The organism is Nostoc sp., assembly GCF_054880495.1.
Map to the genome: position 1 here is coordinate 1 of NZ_JBTYKD010000127.1, position 16,606 is coordinate 16,606.

At 42.5% G+C, this 16,606-nt stretch carries 13 protein-coding genes and 1 pseudogene; 10 read left to right on the plus strand and 4 right to left on the minus strand.

Annotated features, from left to right (window positions below; translation table 11 throughout):
- Window positions 1-202: 202 nt before the first annotated feature.
- Complete coding sequence (locus ACYTXL_RS13660) at window positions 203-2,200, plus strand: S9 family peptidase (RefSeq protein WP_461925228.1); 1,998 nt, start codon at window positions 203-205, stop codon at window positions 2,198-2,200.
- A 144-nt stretch (window positions 2,201-2,344) separates the two neighbouring features.
- Here ACYTXL_RS13660 and ACYTXL_RS13665 read toward each other — a convergent pair whose 3' ends face one another.
- Window positions 2,345-2,818 (minus strand): hypothetical protein, encoded by a 474-nt coding sequence (locus ACYTXL_RS13665; protein WP_461925229.1) that lies wholly within the window; start codon window positions 2,816-2,818, stop codon window positions 2,345-2,347.
- Window positions 2,819-2,930: 112 nt separating this feature from the next.
- On the opposite strand from ACYTXL_RS13665, the gene ACYTXL_RS13670 reads away from it, so the two are divergent.
- Both ACYTXL_RS13670 and ACYTXL_RS13675 read left to right on the plus strand, forming a co-directional pair.
- Entirely contained in the window at window positions 2,931-3,224 is a 294-nt protein-coding gene (locus tag ACYTXL_RS13670; RefSeq protein ID WP_461925230.1) for a hypothetical protein, read from the plus strand.
- 231 nt (window positions 3,225-3,455) lie between these two features.
- Window positions 3,456-3,857 carry an IS607 family transposase gene (locus ACYTXL_RS13675; RefSeq protein ID WP_461925231.1) on the plus strand — a complete coding sequence of 134 codons (402 nt, stop codon included), beginning with the start codon at window positions 3,456-3,458 and terminating at the stop codon, window positions 3,855-3,857.
- 342 nt (window positions 3,858-4,199) lie between these two features.
- Here the strand turns inward: ACYTXL_RS13675 and ACYTXL_RS13680 are convergent, their stop codons facing one another.
- Complete coding sequence (locus ACYTXL_RS13680; RefSeq protein ID WP_461925232.1) at window positions 4,200-4,454, minus strand: hypothetical protein; 255 nt, start codon at window positions 4,452-4,454, stop codon at window positions 4,200-4,202.
- 814 nt (window positions 4,455-5,268) lie between these two features.
- On the opposite strand from ACYTXL_RS13680, the gene ACYTXL_RS13685 reads away from it, so the two are divergent.
- A complete protein-coding gene (locus ACYTXL_RS13685) occupies window positions 5,269-6,843 on the plus strand; it encodes a group II intron reverse transcriptase/maturase (protein ID WP_461925233.1) in 1,575 nt (524 codons plus the stop codon).
- A 53-nt stretch (window positions 6,844-6,896) separates the two neighbouring features.
- Window positions 6,897-7,340, plus strand: a complete 444-nt coding sequence (locus ACYTXL_RS13690) for a hypothetical protein (RefSeq protein ID WP_461925234.1) — start codon at window positions 6,897-6,899, stop codon at window positions 7,338-7,340.
- A gap of 73 nt (window positions 7,341-7,413) precedes the next feature.
- Here the strand turns inward: ACYTXL_RS13690 and ACYTXL_RS13695 are convergent, their stop codons facing one another.
- Window positions 7,414-7,860: a nuclease-related domain-containing protein gene (locus tag ACYTXL_RS13695; protein ID WP_461925235.1), complete on the minus strand. Its 447-nt coding sequence runs from the start codon at window positions 7,858-7,860 to the stop codon at window positions 7,414-7,416.
- A gap of 312 nt (window positions 7,861-8,172) precedes the next feature.
- On the opposite strand from ACYTXL_RS13695, the pseudogene ACYTXL_RS13700 reads away from it, so the two are divergent.
- A pseudogene (locus tag ACYTXL_RS13700) lies at window positions 8,173-8,396 on the plus strand (transposase); the annotation flags it as partial.
- A gap of 340 nt (window positions 8,397-8,736) precedes the next feature.
- Here the strand turns inward: ACYTXL_RS13700 and ACYTXL_RS13705 are convergent.
- On the minus strand, window positions 8,737-9,210 hold the full coding sequence (locus ACYTXL_RS13705; RefSeq protein ID WP_461925236.1) for a hypothetical protein: 474 nt from the start codon (window positions 9,208-9,210) through the stop codon (window positions 8,737-8,739).
- Window positions 9,211-9,585: 375 nt separating this feature from the next.
- Between ACYTXL_RS13705 and ACYTXL_RS13710 the strand changes: the two genes are divergently transcribed.
- The 4 genes from ACYTXL_RS13710 (at window position 9,586) to ACYTXL_RS13725 (ending at window position 16,257) form a co-directional block, all read left to right on the plus strand.
- On the plus strand, window positions 9,586-10,248 hold the full coding sequence (locus tag ACYTXL_RS13710; protein WP_461925237.1) for a Uma2 family endonuclease: 663 nt from the start codon (window positions 9,586-9,588) through the stop codon (window positions 10,246-10,248).
- A gap of 240 nt (window positions 10,249-10,488) precedes the next feature.
- A complete protein-coding gene (locus tag ACYTXL_RS13715) occupies window positions 10,489-12,207 on the plus strand; it encodes an ankyrin repeat domain-containing protein (protein WP_461925238.1) in 1,719 nt (572 codons plus the stop codon).
- Between the two features lie 959 nt (window positions 12,208-13,166).
- Window positions 13,167-13,511 (plus strand): hypothetical protein, encoded by a 345-nt coding sequence (locus ACYTXL_RS13720; RefSeq protein WP_461925239.1) that lies wholly within the window; start codon window positions 13,167-13,169, stop codon window positions 13,509-13,511.
- A gap of 394 nt (window positions 13,512-13,905) precedes the next feature.
- The gene (locus tag ACYTXL_RS13725) at window positions 13,906-16,257 is read left to right on the plus strand and encodes a two-partner secretion domain-containing protein (RefSeq protein WP_461925240.1); all 2,352 of its coding nucleotides are present in this window, start codon (window positions 13,906-13,908) and stop codon (window positions 16,255-16,257) included.
- Window positions 16,258-16,606 lie beyond the last annotated feature (349 nt).

A 16,606-nucleotide genomic window follows, 5' to 3' on the forward strand; every position in this document is an offset into this window, starting at 1 on the left:
AGTTTGTGTTAATTGGCGCTTTCGTATAGATGATGCGAGAATTAAACTTTCACGAATCTATCCAACCCATCAAAACTAATGACATGAACTACTAGAGTCATGCATCCCACGGAAGTTTTCCTCGCTTGATGGCAGCAATTCTCATAATGAGAATTGCTGAACAGATGTAAGATCAGCATCAGTGCTAATTTTTATAACAAAAATGAAAAGGTTGAGGGAACTCGCATTAGCTTGTGTTGTGATCGCTGCTTTGATCAATATGAATCTCAACGTTCAGGCAATGTCCAAGCGGCTGATTACCCTAGACGATCTCTCTGCTGTCCACCAAGTCAGCGAACCGCAAATTTCTCGCGATGGAGCCTGGATAGCTTATACGGTCAAGAGTACCGATATCAAGAATGATCATGATTCTGTCAACAATCATATTTATATGACTTCGTGGGATGGCTCCCGCACCCGAAAATTAACTAACAGCAAAGATAGCGAAAGTTCCCCTCGTTTCAGTCCCGATGGAAAGTACCTGACTTTTCTCTCCAGTCGTCAGTCTGAGAGTGGAGGCAATCAAATTTGGCTGCTGAACCTTGCCGATGGAGAAGCAGAAAAGATTTCAGATTTTCCAGGAGGTGTTTCTGATTTGGTTTGGGCGCCTGATGGCAAACGACTAGCTGTAATCGCCCAAGATCCACCGCAAGAAACTCGGAACGGACAAAAGACCGCGCAGCCAATTATCATTGATGGCTTTAAAGGATATCTCGGAAAAAGTCGCCAACATCTCTATGTGTTTGACTTAGCAACTCACAAAGCAGATATTCTGACACCAGGTGAGTTTAATGAATATTTGCCCGAATGGTCTCCAGATGGGAACAAGATTGCTTTTGTCAGCAAGCGTGGTGTTGATTTTCATCGCCATAACAATTGGGATGTCTACACTATCGTTGCCCAACCAGGAGCAAAAGTACGTCAAATAACTACCAATGAAAATCCCAATTGCGATCCGTCCTGGGGTAGCCGACCTGTTTGGAGTCCAGATGGGAAGTTAATAGCCTACCTGCAAGGAGGCCCTCAAAAGCTGCTTGAGTACGCTGTTTACCATCTTGCGGTTATTCCAACGGAAGGAGGTACTCCACGTTTGTTAACAGCAAATCTTGATCGCAATGTTGTTAAGCCACGCTTTACATCTGATGGCAAATCAATTCTGTTTTTGGTGGAAGACGATGGTAATGTTCACCTCGCAAAAGTACCAGTAGCAGGCGGCAAGATAGAGCGATTGCTAGCTGGACGTAGAAATATCAGCGCCTTTGACTTAGGGGGTGACGATAGGATTGCCTTGTTATCCTCAATGCCACTGGAACCTAGTGAGGTTTTCACCCTCAAAGGCACTGAACTGCGTTCAATATCGCACCAAAACCAGGAATTGCTTGTCCAACTTGTATTAGCAACGACGGAAGAAATTAGTTTCAAGAGTAAAGATGGCACCCAAATCCACGGTTTCTTAGTCAAACCACCAAATTTTCAACCAGGAAAGAAATACCCAACACTCCTTCAGCTTCATGGTGGCCCAGTCGGGCAGTACACAAACCAGTTTATGTTTGACTGGCAGATGTTTGCAGCAAAAGGTTATGTTGTCGTTGCAGTTAATCCACGGGGTAGTTCGGGACGGGGTGAAGCGTTCTCGAAGGCTATTTACGCTGACTGGGGAAATAAAGATGTCCAAGATGTCCTTGCTGCTGTTGACTACGTTGAGGCACAAGGGATAGCCGATCCATCTCGGTTAGGAATCGGTGGATGGAGCTACGGTGGTGTCTTAACAAACTATACTATCGCCCAAGATACCCGTTTCAAAGCTGCGGTAAGTGGAGCTAGCATTTCCAATTTTTTGGCAGGATACGGTACTAACGAGTTTTATGACTACGAGCAAGAACTGGGCGTACCGTGGAAAAACCTCAATACTTGGCTACGAGTTTCCTTTCCGTTCCTGCACGCCGACCGAATTCTCACGCCAACACTATTTCTGAGTGGCGAGCAGGATACTGTTATTCCGTTGCAGAACTCCGAGCAGATGTATGACGCACTCAAAAGTTTAGGGGTTGATACTCAATTGATTATTTATCCTGAGCAATCCCACGGTATTAACAAGCCGAGTTACCAGCGCGATCGCCTACAGCGCTATCTTACTTGGTATGATAAGTATGGGTTGTAAGCAACTCTTTCTCTGAAGCCACTGAGCTTTAGCCCAGATCGAGCATACCAAACAAGGACATTTGTCCTTGCAACTGGCACGTCATCCCCGGACTTTCGGGCTGGCTTACGGACAACCCCAAGGCAGCAATATTCTTAGCCGCGTTTATATCAGCATCAGGATATTGTAGTCGCCAAGTTTTGTTTTATTCAGCGTTGCACTAGTTGGGGTCTGACCCCTAAGCAATGCAATCTGATAGCCACCAATGGACAACTTAAACTCAACTCGACCACACATCAAAGTCACCCCTACAGATTGGGTTTCTTCCTTATAAACAAAGGTGCGAACATCCAAACCAACAGAGGTGGGTCTAAATTTGTGGATTTGTTTAACTGCCTTGGCATTGCCAATAACTCGACGGATAGCTTGACAAACATGGTTAGCTTTCAGCCCCGTTGCTTCACGCACAGGTTTATAAACCAAATGGTGAAGCTTAGTAGTGTTCCAGCAATTCTCACGTTTTGCTACTTCCAAAATCTGATTGCAAGCATCGGCAAACCCCTGCATCGTGCGGTCAATTTCGCCACCCAAGTCAGGGAGTACTATAAGCTTGCATTTAACAGAGATGGGTTGAGTCATAAGACCATTATAACTCATCCAGTGCAATTAATGTTGACTGCGACTAAAGTCGCACGAGCCGTTTCCCTCTCAGCACTGAAGTGTCTGAGTTTCCCACATCCCGCGAGGTTCTATGAATAAAACATCATTGTTCTCAGGAATTGCTCTAGTAACAGTAGTTCTGGGTTTGGGTATGGCAAGTCCTATGGTTGCTACTTCAGTAGAGCCTAGATCACCCGACATATCTACAGGATTTGTGTCTGGACACTCTGAACTATTGCAAACACCCCCATCGGAGCTAATTGCTGCCCGGCGTTGCTTTTTGAGACGGGTGTACCATAAAGGGCACTCTTCTCGTAGATTTGGTATTGTCGGTAGAAAAACTTATCACCCGGGATACTACACCACAAAGCGAGTGTGTCACTAGTACCGCAAGGCGGAATTCTTAATACTTCTCTACGAGAGGCTGCCCCAACGGCTGCGCTCAGTACAAGTCCGTAATTACCTGTTCGCAAAGATTTGAGACATTTCAAATGGGTGGCTTATTTCCGCCGTGCTGTACTAGTATAATTCAAAACCCGATCGCGGAGAATTTTGTCAGCTACGTAACGGGTGAAGCGGTCAGTCACTCCCCTCATTCCTGGGAGGAGCGATCGCTATGCCTCTAATGCTAATTGGCTGGACAAAGCTAAACATTGAATACATATTCTGCGATAGTTTTGCTATGGCTAAATACGTGAAACCCAATGAGGCAGCTAACACTTTGGGAGTTTGTTTGCGAACCCTCAGACGATGGGAAGCAAACGGAGAAATTAGTACCGTCAAAACACCGTCGGGTCAAAGACGATACGACATCGAAAAGTTTATCAACAAAGAGTCAGAACCAGACGGAGGACGCGCCACTGTTGTCTATGCTCGCGTCTCTACCAGACCACAGAAAGCAGACCTTGATAGACAAGTTGAACGATTATCAGTGCTCTATCCTGGCGCTGAAGTCGTTAAGGAAGTGGGAGGAGCAGTATTGAAAGTGGCTCATCAATTCTTTAGCGTAAGTTTCTGAACGGATGCTCATTTACCCCTGGTGAGGCGGTCAGTCACTCTCCTCATTTCTGGGGAGAGCGATCGCTGGATCAAGAGACACACTGTTAGGTCGCTTGATCCGGGTAGCGATGCCCTTCGGCAGAACGAAAAGCGACCATCGCAATCAAATTACTTTGGTCGCCACTTTTCCTAATCCTGTCTCCAAACGAGTGGTAAATTGTGAGGAGCGTAGGCTAGCAAAAACCGCAGGTATCGCTCTTTTTTCCTCGCTTGAATTGGGTGGGGGCGATAAGCCTACGGCATAGCAACTCTTGGAGACGCTGCGCGAACGCTTACCGCAGAGCAAGTAAAAATTCAAATTTTAGTGATGAAGACGAGCTTGGCGCTCACCCCAGTACATAGCTTTCTTGATTACCTGCTCTACACTGGGGTCTGTGTTGTCGCTGTTGTACGAAATTAGGTATGACTTGCCAAAGTACTTAGCATTCAGCAGGCTTGCAAACAGCCATTCCATCAGCGATTGCATCTGAATAGGCTCAACGCCGCTACTCTGTTGCCCGTAACTGTCAATGGTTGGCTGGGCTGGTTTGGGTTTGAGGAAATTCAGGATTTTCATGATATTGGGGAACGCAACTATTATCAGGGTTCCCCAACACCTGTTGATAAGTTTAAGGATGCGATGCCTGACCTAGTACCGCTTCGCGTAATTCGTAATTCGTAATTCGTAATTCGTAATTACGTTTTAGCAAGGGTTTCAGAGATTACAAATGGGTGGCTTATTTACGCCGTGCTGTACTAGCTGATTCAAGTAGAAAGGAGTACAATCCTAGCATTCATTAGGGGATATATCATGGGTGAATCAAAACGTAGAGTGCGATTCGTTGTTTAGTGAATCACGGTAATCAGTCCGTACATAACTAAGCCAGTCCGACAGCAGATTACTGTCATTAAAGACTGAACTCTCGGTCAGATGCAAGTGCAAGTCTTGCCATTCAGACTCAGAATTGACTCCTTATCTGCCCACACCGAACAAGCTCGGTTCTTGTAGAGTGAAGCTGGGAACAGGGCGCAATCAGACGACCGTTGCGGGTTGACACTGGCGCTAATAGGGAGTTCCCACGATGAAACCGAGCCTATAAAAGCGACTTATTATGAAGGCAGGGCGCAACGCAAAATCCTTGACCTCACTGGAGTTCATTCCCGCCGAACATTCTTCGGGTATCGGTAAGAGTCCAGGGAATCCAGTAGTCGAATTGGCTACATCTAACGGAACTAGCAATCTCTCCGAGGGAACGAATAAAAACTAATTGTGGGTCTTGAGACAGTCGAATCTCAAGTAGACCAGACGAGCGGAGGAATCCCCACAGTTAGGGTAGGACAGTCCGTAATTGGACTGAGGTGTTCAGAAAATACAAACTCCAGAAGAGAAAATGATTAGACACAGTAGACATACTAGTGAATCTTGGAAAGCCCTACCGTGGAAGAAATTCCGCCGAAATCTTTTCCGCCTTCAAAAGCGCGTATTTAAAGCTGTTCAAGTTGAAGACAAGCGGAAAGCGCGGTCACTCCAAAAGCTTATTCTCAAATCAACCTCGGCTCGATTTCTTGCAATAAGACAAGTATCTCAGCTAAATGCTGGTAAAAAGATGGCTGGTATTGATGGGAAGAAATCGCTCTCATTCCAGGAACGCTTCAACCTTGAAGAACTACTGAAAATGAATAGTGGAAATTGGAAGCATCAAGGACTACGGGAAATCCCCATCCCCAAGAAGGACGGGACTACCAGAACGCTTAAGATACCTACCATCGCGGATAGGGCTTGGCAATGCCTCGCAAAATACGCACTCGAACCAGCACACGAAGCCACTTTCCACGCCAGGAGCTATGGGTTCAGAACTGGGCGCTCTGCCCATGATGCACAAAAATACATCTTTTTAAACCTTAGTTCCAAAGTCAACGGAATAAATAAGCGAGTAATTGAACTCGATATTGAAAAGTGCTTTGACAGGATTAATCATTCAGCAATAATGGACGAACTCATTGCTCCAAAAGGCTTAAAACTCGGAATATTCCGATGCCTCAAGGCTGGAGTCAACCCAGAATTCCCAGAACTTGGGACACCTCAAGGGGGAGTGGTCAGTCCAATGCTTGCTAACATCGCACTCAACGGGATTGAGAGTATACACAGATACCATGAGAATCAAGGATACAGAATCACTGATAAAACCTCAGCCAGTGATATCACCGAGCCATCAATCCGATACGCGGATGACATGGTTATTATACTCCGACCCGAAGATGATGCGACAGAGATACTTGAAAGAATCAGCGAGTTCCTCCGCAAACGCGGAATGAATGTAAGCCAAAAGAAAACCAAAATTACCGCCGCGACAGATGGGTTTGATTTCCTCGGCTGGCACTTTAAAATCCAGAAAAACGGAAAGTTCAGAAGCATCCCTTCAGTGGATAACTTCAAAGCGCTCCGCAAGAAAGTAAAACACATCGTCAACAACTCGAATTATGGTGCTACCACAAAGGCTGAGAAATTAGCCCCGGTAGTTAGAGGTTGGAGAAATTACCATAAGTTCTGCAAGATGGACGGTTCCACGAACTCCCTGTACTACGTCCAAACGAGAGCCTACAAGGTATTCAACAAGGAAACCAAGCAAAACCGCTATTCTAGCAAGAAATTACTACACAAGGCATTCCCAGCAGTTTCCTACTCCGAAAACAAACACGTCATAGTCAAAGGAACAAAATCCCCCTATGACGGAGATACAGTCTACTGGAGCGAACGCAACAATAAACTCTATGATGGCGAAACCTCTAAAGCTCTTAAGAAGCAAAACCATAAATGTGCATCCTGCGGCTTAAAGTTCATCGATGAGGAACGGGTTCACCTGCATCACATCGACGGAAATCACGCCAACTGGAAGAAAAATAATCTTGAAGCAATTCATGAGAGTTGCCACGATTACAAACACATGAGCAAAAGCGCAAGCTAAGAACATCGGGAGCCGTGTACACGGAAACGGGTACGCACGGATCTAAGTGAGAGGTGCGGGGAATAATATCCCCCATCGACTCAACCAAACAGCAAGATCCAAACTACGGGAAAGTTAAAAATCCTGTCAAAAATCTCATGAAAATTGTTTGCCCGTTTTTTGAGGATTATGATAATTTTCATCATCTCGATGCTGATAGTATATCGTTGATGGCGGCTAAGGAAGGTTACAAAGAAACGGGCTTGAGAGGAATAATTTTAAAAGGGTATCTAGCCGAACATTTAGTAAAAGATTATCCGCCTGAAGCTGAAGTAATAAAAGGGTTCAAACAACACGGGAATATTTATGTCACTTCAACATTAGCTTTAAGTTATTTAGAAAATGCTGTAAATAAAGAGGAAAATCTGAGAAATTTTGATACTTATAATCCATTAAATGAATTTATACGTATTGAAAGCGACTCTAAACAGTACCAGATCAATTTGGTCACAGTATGACAAAATCCTTAGAGAGTAGCTGGGATTTAACAGTGTATATACTTAAAGTATTCTCCACAATAATACATAGGTTTCAATTTGTGTGATCCGTTGTTAATCCCTCTGAGTGCCGGAGTATTTTTTCAGATTCTACTTTTGATGGGCGATGCCCAACTCTTGGAGACGCTGCGCGTAGCTTGCTTCCACGAAGTGGTACGGCGCAGGTGTGACAGTAAGACCTGCGGCGGCAAGCTACGCTTCTACTGATATTTGCATGGGCGATCGCAGTTTCCTCGCTTGATTGGGGAGAGCGATCGCTTTCCTTAAGTAGTGTGACTGTGGAGGGGTTAATATTTTGAATAGTGTCTAACTTCCAGTCTTTCACCTCAAGGATGAACAAACCCCGGCTAGGATGCAGCACTATAAAGTCTAGGTGCAGTTGCTTTTTACCTAGTGGCACGTCATACCAAAGTAAATAATCATCTTCTAATTTCTCTTCCAAGCGCTGCCCTAACCTCCTCTCGCCGGGGGTCATTCGCATTGAGCAGCTATTGAATGAGGGAATTAGGGTGGCCATAGCAAGTATGATTTGGGGTTTCCTCGCTTGATTGGGGGCGGGGCGATGCCTAGTACCGCTTCGCGTAATTCGTAATTCGTAATTACGTTTTAGCAACGGTTTCAGAGATTACAAATGGGTGGCTTATTTACGCCGTGCTGTACTAGGTCACTGAGCTTTGTCGTACTCCGCAGGAGTTGCAAGCTACGCGCAGCGTCTCGTAGAGAAGTGTGGGCTACGCCTACCTGGGGTTTCCTCTCTTAATTGGGTGGGGGCGAATGAGCGAAGGCACAGTTCATAGCTTTCATTCGATATCTGCTAGAGGAGTCTCCTGACCAGCAATTGCTAATTTTATGGCGCTACTTATCACCGCTCCAAAGAGATTCGAGGTTTCTTGGAAGAGGTTAATCAGACCTTACCATCCGATGAATGGAAAATACACTGCGAACGCTAAAGCGCCTAATTGTCCAGAACAAAATCCTATAGAGGATATTTGGTTACAAGCCAAAACATGGGTTCGTTCGCGCAGCGTCTCGTAGAGAAGTGCGGGCTACGCCTGCCTGGGGTTTCCTCTCTTGATTGGTGCGATCGTCTGCTTTCAGGGGCTGATAGTTATGCCATCACTTGGGACAAGGTCAGTAGATCGAAAACGTTTTGTAAGTTGACGAAATAATCAGGGTTTCAGGCGACGTTTTTGGGCTGATGATTGTGATCGCTTGCACTGCACTTTTAACCCAGCAACAACGCCCGTTCCTTGAAAAGCAGACTCTAACACCCCTTGCGGCAAATTATGTTCCTAAACTCAAATGAACGCCTGGTAAGGGTTCTGGAAAACTTTTCGATCTACTGAAGGTACTTCAACTATAATTCTCCTTGAATAATTTGGGACAATTCACTCCGGCTGCGATTTGCTTCTGACCAAAAAGCTACCCAAAAAATAATTAGTATCAGCATAGGCATCCCTACAAATATTGCAGCCATCTGATGAGGCATAGTACCTGTTAAGGTGATAGGAATGACTGCACCATACCAGGATAAAAACCAGAATCCTAAAAATGCCATCACAAAAGGATGTATGCTCATTTGTACATGAATCAAAGTTTGGTGAGATTGTACTTCAAAGCGTCCTTGAATGACTGGTAAAAGTGAGTTGCGATAGTGAATTATACGACTGATTTTAAAACCTGATTCAGAAATAGTTCCTTGATAAGGGGCGTGTTTTCTAGAGAATCTAAATGCTTTTGTCGGTTCAATTTTTGCATTCAGCCGTTGCAAAACTATAGGCAGTGAATCAGATGTCAAAATTATAAAGGTATCGTTGGGTAGTATTTTCATAGTGCTTTGGGCTACAGGCTGAAAATAAAAAGATAGATAATCTGTGGGATAAATGATACAGAGTCTTGTTTTAGGTTTTCCCTCAGCAATGGCTTGTCTACCAACTTGCAGGTATTGCGAATCTTGGGCACAGGGTTTTTAGTACCAATATGGCTATGGATGAAATCAAAGCCAAAGTCTCTTAAGTAGGAAGGCACAATTAAATATAAGATAAAACCTCACCCTCAATCCCTCTCCGTGAGTTCAGAGAGCGAAGCCGGAGGCAGAGTAAGGTTTTATATTTAATTTGACCCACTTACTTACAAACAGACTGAGTTACCCTTGAATAATGGACAACTGAGTTTAAACCTAGATTTTGGGGGTTAATAACTGCTTATGTTCAACTACAATCCTTTAGAGTGCCTACCTTCATCAGCAGAATTACCAGACTCAGATGATACCCCTGTGGATAACGAACTGCAAATATTAATTCCCAACTTATTGTTAGCCATCTTAGCCGCTATTTGGCAAAAGCGCGATGACTGGTTTTTTGGCATTAACATGGGAGTTTACTATACACCCAATAAAGGAGCCATAGTCCCAGATGGATTCCTGAGTTTAGGTGTTGAACGTTTTGTGGGAGAAAATGGACGTTCTAGTTATGTTTTGTGGGAAGAAGAGGGTATTCCACCAATTTTAGCTTTAGAAGTTGTATCTCAAACTTACAATGGCGAATATGAACAGAAAAAAATTGATTATGCAGAATTAGGCATTTTGTATTATGTCATTTATGCACCAACACGGCTACGTCGTAAGCGTCAACGTTTAGAAGTTTATCGCTTAATTAATGGTGAATACATTTTACAACCAGGGGATAAAATTTGGATACCCGAAATTGGTTTAGGTATTGGACGGGAACAGGGTACTTATCAAGGACGAACAAGAGAATGGCTGTTTTGGTATGACGAAAATGGTAACAGATACCAAACCCCAGAAGAACAATTGCAAAATTTATTAGCCAGATTACAACAGCAAGGAATTGACCCAAATATACTTTAATTTTGTTGACAGTTGACGGTTGACAGTGAACAGTCATTGGTCATCAGTCATCATTTAACTAATAAGGAGATAATCAAACATGAAATTTAGAGGCATAACACGTGGCCAAAAGATTGAAATATTAGAACAACTTAATAATATTCCAGATTGGGATAGAAATTATAGTAGACTTAGAATTATAATTCACATTTTGATTCAGCAACCCCGATAATTTATATCAAAAGTTAGCTCAGAAAAATTATGCAAAAAATTCATATTTATGCACAGCAGGGAGATATTGCAGGAGTCGCACGTAAAATAGCCAATGGGGTTGATATTGAGCGCCTAGACGAGTATTCCCAGCAAGGACCATTAATGTGTGCGGTTAGTAGCGCCAATGCAGGTATTGATATGATTCGCTTCCTTTTGGAACATGGCGCGAATGTGAATGCTGTTCAACAAGAATCTCAAAATACCGTACTTGGGTTGGCTGTGCAGTCAGGAAATCTAGATAAAATTCAATTGATTCTGGATGCTGGAGCGGATATTAACTATCAAAGCCCAAATGGATATGATGTCTTAATCAATGCTATGTATGGTCGAGATATCTTGCAAGATCAAAACTTAATATCAACTTTGAATTTACTCATTTCTAGAGGTGCTGCTGTCAATGGCATCAGTAGCTATGGTGAGTCTGCAATCAAAGTAGCTGCTCATCTTGGGAGATTTGATGCTGTCAAATTATTATTGAACGCGGGTGCTAACCCAGAGCAACTGGGATGGACAGAATTAATGCACGCTATAGTTTTTGGGAGCTTAGAGCTAGTATTGTTATTGCTAGAGCAAGGAGCAGATCAAGATGTGCGTGATTGTTGGCATAGAACGCCTTGGTTATTGAGTATTCAGGTGGGTGAACTACCTAAAGCCAAATTACTCCTAGCTGCAAGAGCAAATCACAACGATGTGGGAAACTGCGGAAAAACACCGTTAATGTATGCGATAGAAAATAATAGGCTCGAAGTCCTACACTGGCTAATTGCAGAGGGATTTGATATTGAAGCCACTGATGACTTTAGTAACACTGCGTTAATAATCGCAGCAGAGCATGGTGCTACTGATTGCGTCAGAATTTTACTAAAAGCTGGCGCAAACCCCAGCAGAATCAATCATTGCGATGACAAAGCCATTAAGATAGCGACAAAGAAGGAAATTGTCAAAATGTTAGTTGCAGCTGGTGAAGATGTGAGCGATATTAACAATGATATGCGGCGATCGCTCACCGGAATTGCCAACAGCAAATTCTCACTATCAGAATTATCACCAGAGCAATATTTTGCTGGCAAACATCCACGTTTTGGTAAAGCCAATCCAGAATTGATAAAAATTCCCTTTTGGCAGGCGATGATTTGTGAGGGTTGTTCTGCTTATACAGCCAAAACTATTTTTAATGATAGAGATAATTGGCAAGATAAAGCATGGTGCTATGATCGATTTGGCAGAACCATTACACAATTACCAGATGGCAGAATTGTAGAAATTGCTGGTGAACATGAAGACTACTATGACCCTGACTTTTGTATCTATAACGATGTTGTAGTTTATCAAGGTGATGGGAATTTTCAGATTTTTGGTTATCCCAAACATATTTTTCCACCAACTGATTTTCATTCAGCTACATTAGTTGGAAAATACATATATATTATTGGTACTTTAGGATATGCCGATGCAAGAATTTATAATGAAACTCAAGTTTATAGATTAGATTGGCACACCTTTAAAATAGAAAAATTAGAAGCAACTGGTAATAAACCAGGATGGATTAGTAGACACAAAGCTTACTACAAAGAACCAGATAAGATTTATATTACTGGTGGTAAATTGTGTGTAATCGGTAATGAAAACTCAGAAGATTATATAGATAACTCGGATGATTACGTCTTAGATTTAATAAACTTAACTTGGAGTCGCACTACTGTTTAAATATAAATCTATCTTTGACTACTGGAGTTCATTTAATTTGGTGATATAAAGCTCTCCAGAGAAGGAATTATCATTGCCCAAAATGGAAGTTGGCAGCAAATTACATAAACGCCTCAAACTCTCAATTATTCTGGACAACAGTTGTTAAACTTTGCCTAAATTGACATATTGTAGGCAAAGTCTGTGCCTCACTAAAAAGTACGGTATAGCTTTCGGCTAAAAAAATGATTAGGTAAGTGCTTAAGACAAAATAGCGGTATTTTTAACTAATCAATTTATTCTCTCATTTGTCAATGCGTAAGTTCTGAAAGTGATGAACTTGAAGCTTTGATCATCGCTGCTGGAGCTAGCCTCATTTATCTCCCCCCCTACTCCCCCGATTTTTCACAAGCGTGAGTGAGAACTGTTGGTCGAAGATTAAGAACATTCTTCGTCGCATCGGTGCAAGGACTTATCCTGATTTGCTCAAGGCATTAGATGCAGCATTTACAGAAGTGACGATAGAGAATTTACTGGGTTGCTTTACTCACTGCAGCTACTGTACTTCAGAAGACTGATAACCGCTATAGTTGAGGAATAGATTACGCAAGTTGTTTATGTCTAAAACCATACCTCAACTACGATGAGGAAATTTCGTTCCAACTTTATGAAATTTTATTAAAGACTGCGTAATTCTTACAAGCCAGGCTGAGTATATTAATAGAGTGTTCAGTTAAGGGAGCTTTAGAAGCTTAATTCTTTCATAATTCTCTAGACCCTATATGCTGGATTCTTTGATTTCCAGAGTAGACTCATGGAACTCAAGTTACAGCTATTTTCAGGTAAATAGACCACGCGGTAGGGGCACAGCAATGCTGTGCCCCTACGACAGATGTGGTTCAAATACATGATTTCTGTTGTAATTAGTAGATCACAAAATCAGTTCATACATCGAGCAGTGTTAAAGGAAAGCAAAACTTATGGAATCTCAAAAATTAGAGTCAATAGTTATTGATTTGCAAACGCTACAGCAGTTACAAGGGGATATTAACAAAGAATTGAGTGAGCTACTGAATAACTCTAAGTTGAGTGAGATATTCGACAAATACAATATATCAGGACAAAACATTCTAAAAGTTCAGTGTTCACTCGATCTAACTCAATTTCAAGGTAGAGATACTGGCATCGGTCATCACCCCGTGGAATTTTCATCAGAAATTCTAGAAACAGAACAAACAATTATAGAATCTTTTCAGAGTGGATTTTGTAAGCCTTGTCCAGCACCTGGTTATCCTAGAGGTTGCTGGGTAGGGGGGATCGATTGACAATACTTTTCGGATAAACCCAACAATCTCTCCTTTGGTCTGGTGAAAGGTTAAAGGGCAAGGGGTAAAGGTAAATTCAAACCCTTTCTCCTTTCCCCCTTAAGCAAAAAGTATTGATAGTGATGAGGGTCAGGAAGCCAAGGATTTTTAACAAGTAATTCTGCAATAGGAAACGCAAATATAATTTTTGTGGTGCAACTTTTAGCCGATACCTAGCTATCTTTAAAGCTGCTAATACTAAATAATTGACTCATCATTAAACTATTATTTTTAGGGTGGAAATTCTGTGAGATATCGAAGCTTTCGTCGTGCTCGGTGCTGGCACTTCAAGTTAGTAAGTACTTTGATAACTGCTGGAATATTTGCTTCATCTAAGTGTTGTGTATCAGCACAGATGATCAAAAAAGATAACACTCTTGGAACTGAAAATTCAGTTGTTACACCCACGGTGATTGATGGTCGGCCTGCTGACAAAATAGATGGTGGCGCGATTCGTGGTACGAATTTGTTTCACAGTTTTGAGCAGTTTTCTGTGTCTACTGGCAGCACAGCCTACTTCAACAACGCCCCAAATATTCAGAATATTATTAGTCGAGTAACCGGCAAGTCTATTTCTAATATTGATGGCATCTTGAAAGCTAATCTTACAGCAAACATATTTCTAATTAATCCCAACGGGATTATTTTTGGACCCAATGCTTCTTTAAAAAATATCCATGGTTCATTTGTAGCCAGTACGGCTAGCAGCCTGAATTTTGCTGATGGCATCAAGTTTAGTGCTACAGAACCCCAAACCATACCTTTACTGGAAGTAAGTGTACCTATTGGCTTACAATTTGGAGCAACTCCTGGTAGCATCCGCAATGAATCTCAAGCAAGTTCTAATAACGCGCCTGTTGGTCTAGAGGTGCACTCAGGTAAAACCTTGGCACTTGTGGGCGGGGATATTGTACTCGATGGAGAAAATTTAACAGCAAAAGGGGGACGGATAGAGTTAGGAAGTGTTGCTGGCGATAGTCTGGTCAGTCTAAATTCAACGGAGCAAGGTTGGTCTTTGGGATATGAAAGTGTCAAGAATTTCCAGAACATCCAAGTAATTAATTCATCCAATGTAGATGCTAGTGGCAAGGGTGGAGGTAATATCCAGGTTCAAGCCAAAGATTTACAAATTACTGGCGGTTCATCGATTTTCACGGACACCTTGGACACGCAACGACGAGGAAATTTGACAGTTAATGCCTCAGATGTCGTAGAACTCAGTGGTGGTAATCCCTTGGGAGTTGGAACCACAAGCGCAGGAGTTGCAGGAGACTTAACGATTACCACGAGAAGGCTGATTGTTAAGGATGGAGCACAAGTATCTGTTGATAATTCTAACTCGGAGTCAGATTCTGTGCCGCAATTGACTGTAAACGCCTCAGATTCTGTGGAACTGAGCGGGGGTTCCTCCTCTGATAATATTTTTATACCCAGCGGATTGTTTAGCGCAACTTACGGTGTTGGAAATGCTGGCAATATCACAATTAACACTCGAAGTTTAAGTATCCAGGGGGGAGCGGGAGTATCAACAAAATCTAGCGGATTTCTGGAAAATGGTGTATTTTTACCTGCTACAGGCAAAGGAGGGAATTTGACTGTAAATGCCTCCAAGTCCATAGAATTAAGTGGAACTTTACTAAATGCAAATGGTTCTAACCCTAGTAGCTTATCTGCATCAACTAATACTTCCGGCTCTGCTGGTGATTTAAATCTTTCTACAGGACAATTAATCATTAGGGATGGGGCTGTAGTAACTGTGAGTAGTCAATATCCAAATCCAAAAGATGTTACCTACACACAGGGTACAATTAATTTAGGACAAGCAGGTAATTTAAATGTAAGTGCTGGCTCTATACTTCTTAACGAAGGAAAACTCACATCTAATAGTGAGTCAGGTAAGGGTGGAAACATTACGCTTAATGTACAGGACTTATTACTGATGCGCCGCAACAGTCAGATATCCACGAATGCAGAAACACCACTATCTAATGGAGATGGTGGGAATATCAGCATCAATGCACCGTCGGGTTTTATCGTTGCCGCTCCTTTAGAGAATAACGATATCACGGCCAATGCTTTCTCAGGCTCTGGTGGTAAAATTAAAATCAACGCTAAAAGTATCTTTGGTTTTGTGCCGCGCACTCGTGCAGACTTAGTGAGACTGTTAAACACTAAAGACCCAAAGCAACTCAACCCAAATAACCTTCTAACCAGCGATATCACTGCATTTTCTCAGCAAAATCGTTTATTTAATGGCACTGTACAAATTAACTCTCCAGATGCAGACCCCAGTAAAGGATTGGTGGAATTGCCTGTAAATGTGGTTGATGCTTCACAGCAAATTGTTGCTGATTGTAATTCTGGTGGAAAAATAGGAAGGAGTTCGTTTATTGTTACTGGGCGTGGAGGAATGGTAGCCGATCCGACGGAACCATTGATAGCTGATGATGCAGTGCTGGCAGATTGGATCACACTCTCTCCAGAAAGTAAGAATCGTGCTGAGGGTAGAAAGAACAGAGTAATTGTTCAGAAGCAAGGAAACACAGAAGAATCACAGAAAGTTAATTCTGTCAACGTCCCTACTCAAATTGTGGAAGCCCAAGGATGGGTTATAGATGCCAATGGTAACGTGGTTCTGGTTGCTCAAGCGCCAAATGCAAGACCTAATAGCCCGGCACTAGCGACTGCATTTTGTGCTGCTCATTAGATAACTTGGGGTAAATCTAGCGAGCGTGTCATGAGGGGCAAGATAGACTGAAAGTATTGCTGTTGTCTATTAACCCATAAGATTGCCGTTAAAACGTGCTTATGCTTCCAATTGATTTCGGCAATGAAGATAATGAGGCCAAGATACAGCTATACTGTGATTCCTACGGCGGCAAGCAACGCTTAACAGGCACAGTTTCCTCTAAGAAAATAGGAATAAATTATGATGGAAGGTGACAGAAGAGGGATACATACCTAGTAGTTCATGTCATTAGTTTTGATGGGTTGGATAGATTCGTGAAAGTTTAATTCTCGCATCATCTATACGAAAGCGCCAATTAACACAAACT

What these genes read in the sequence shown, in the direction of transcription:
- ACYTXL_RS13705 (WP_461925236.1), bottom strand. Translation starts at nt 9,210, where the DNA reads ATGAAAATACTACCCAACGATACCTTTATAATTTTGACATCTGATTCA.
- ACYTXL_RS13680 (WP_461925232.1), bottom strand. Translation starts at nt 4,454, where the DNA reads ATGAAAATCCTGAATTTCCTCAAACCCAAACCAGCCCAGCCAACCATT.
- ACYTXL_RS13675 (WP_461925231.1), top strand. Translation starts at nt 3,456, where the DNA reads ATGCCTCTAATGCTAATTGGCTGGACAAAGCTAAACATTGAATACATA.
- ACYTXL_RS13685 (WP_461925233.1), top strand. Translation starts at nt 5,269, where the DNA reads ATGATTAGACACAGTAGACATACTAGTGAATCTTGGAAAGCCCTACCG.
- ACYTXL_RS13720 (WP_461925239.1), top strand. Translation starts at nt 13,167, where the DNA reads ATGGAATCTCAAAAATTAGAGTCAATAGTTATTGATTTGCAAACGCTA.
- ACYTXL_RS13710 (WP_461925237.1), top strand. Translation starts at nt 9,586, where the DNA reads ATGTTCAACTACAATCCTTTAGAGTGCCTACCTTCATCAGCAGAATTA.
- ACYTXL_RS13665 (WP_461925229.1), bottom strand. Translation starts at nt 2,818, where the DNA reads ATGACTCAACCCATCTCTGTTAAATGCAAGCTTATAGTACTCCCTGAC.
- ACYTXL_RS13715 (WP_461925238.1), top strand. Translation starts at nt 10,489, where the DNA reads ATGCAAAAAATTCATATTTATGCACAGCAGGGAGATATTGCAGGAGTC.
- ACYTXL_RS13660 (WP_461925228.1), top strand. Translation starts at nt 203, where the DNA reads ATGAAAAGGTTGAGGGAACTCGCATTAGCTTGTGTTGTGATCGCTGCT.
- ACYTXL_RS13695 (WP_461925235.1), bottom strand. Translation starts at nt 7,860, where the DNA reads ATGCGAATGACCCCCGGCGAGAGGAGGTTAGGGCAGCGCTTGGAAGAG.
- ACYTXL_RS13670 (WP_461925230.1), top strand. Translation starts at nt 2,931, where the DNA reads ATGAATAAAACATCATTGTTCTCAGGAATTGCTCTAGTAACAGTAGTT.
- ACYTXL_RS13725 (WP_461925240.1), top strand. Translation starts at nt 13,906, where the DNA reads ATGATCAAAAAAGATAACACTCTTGGAACTGAAAATTCAGTTGTTACA.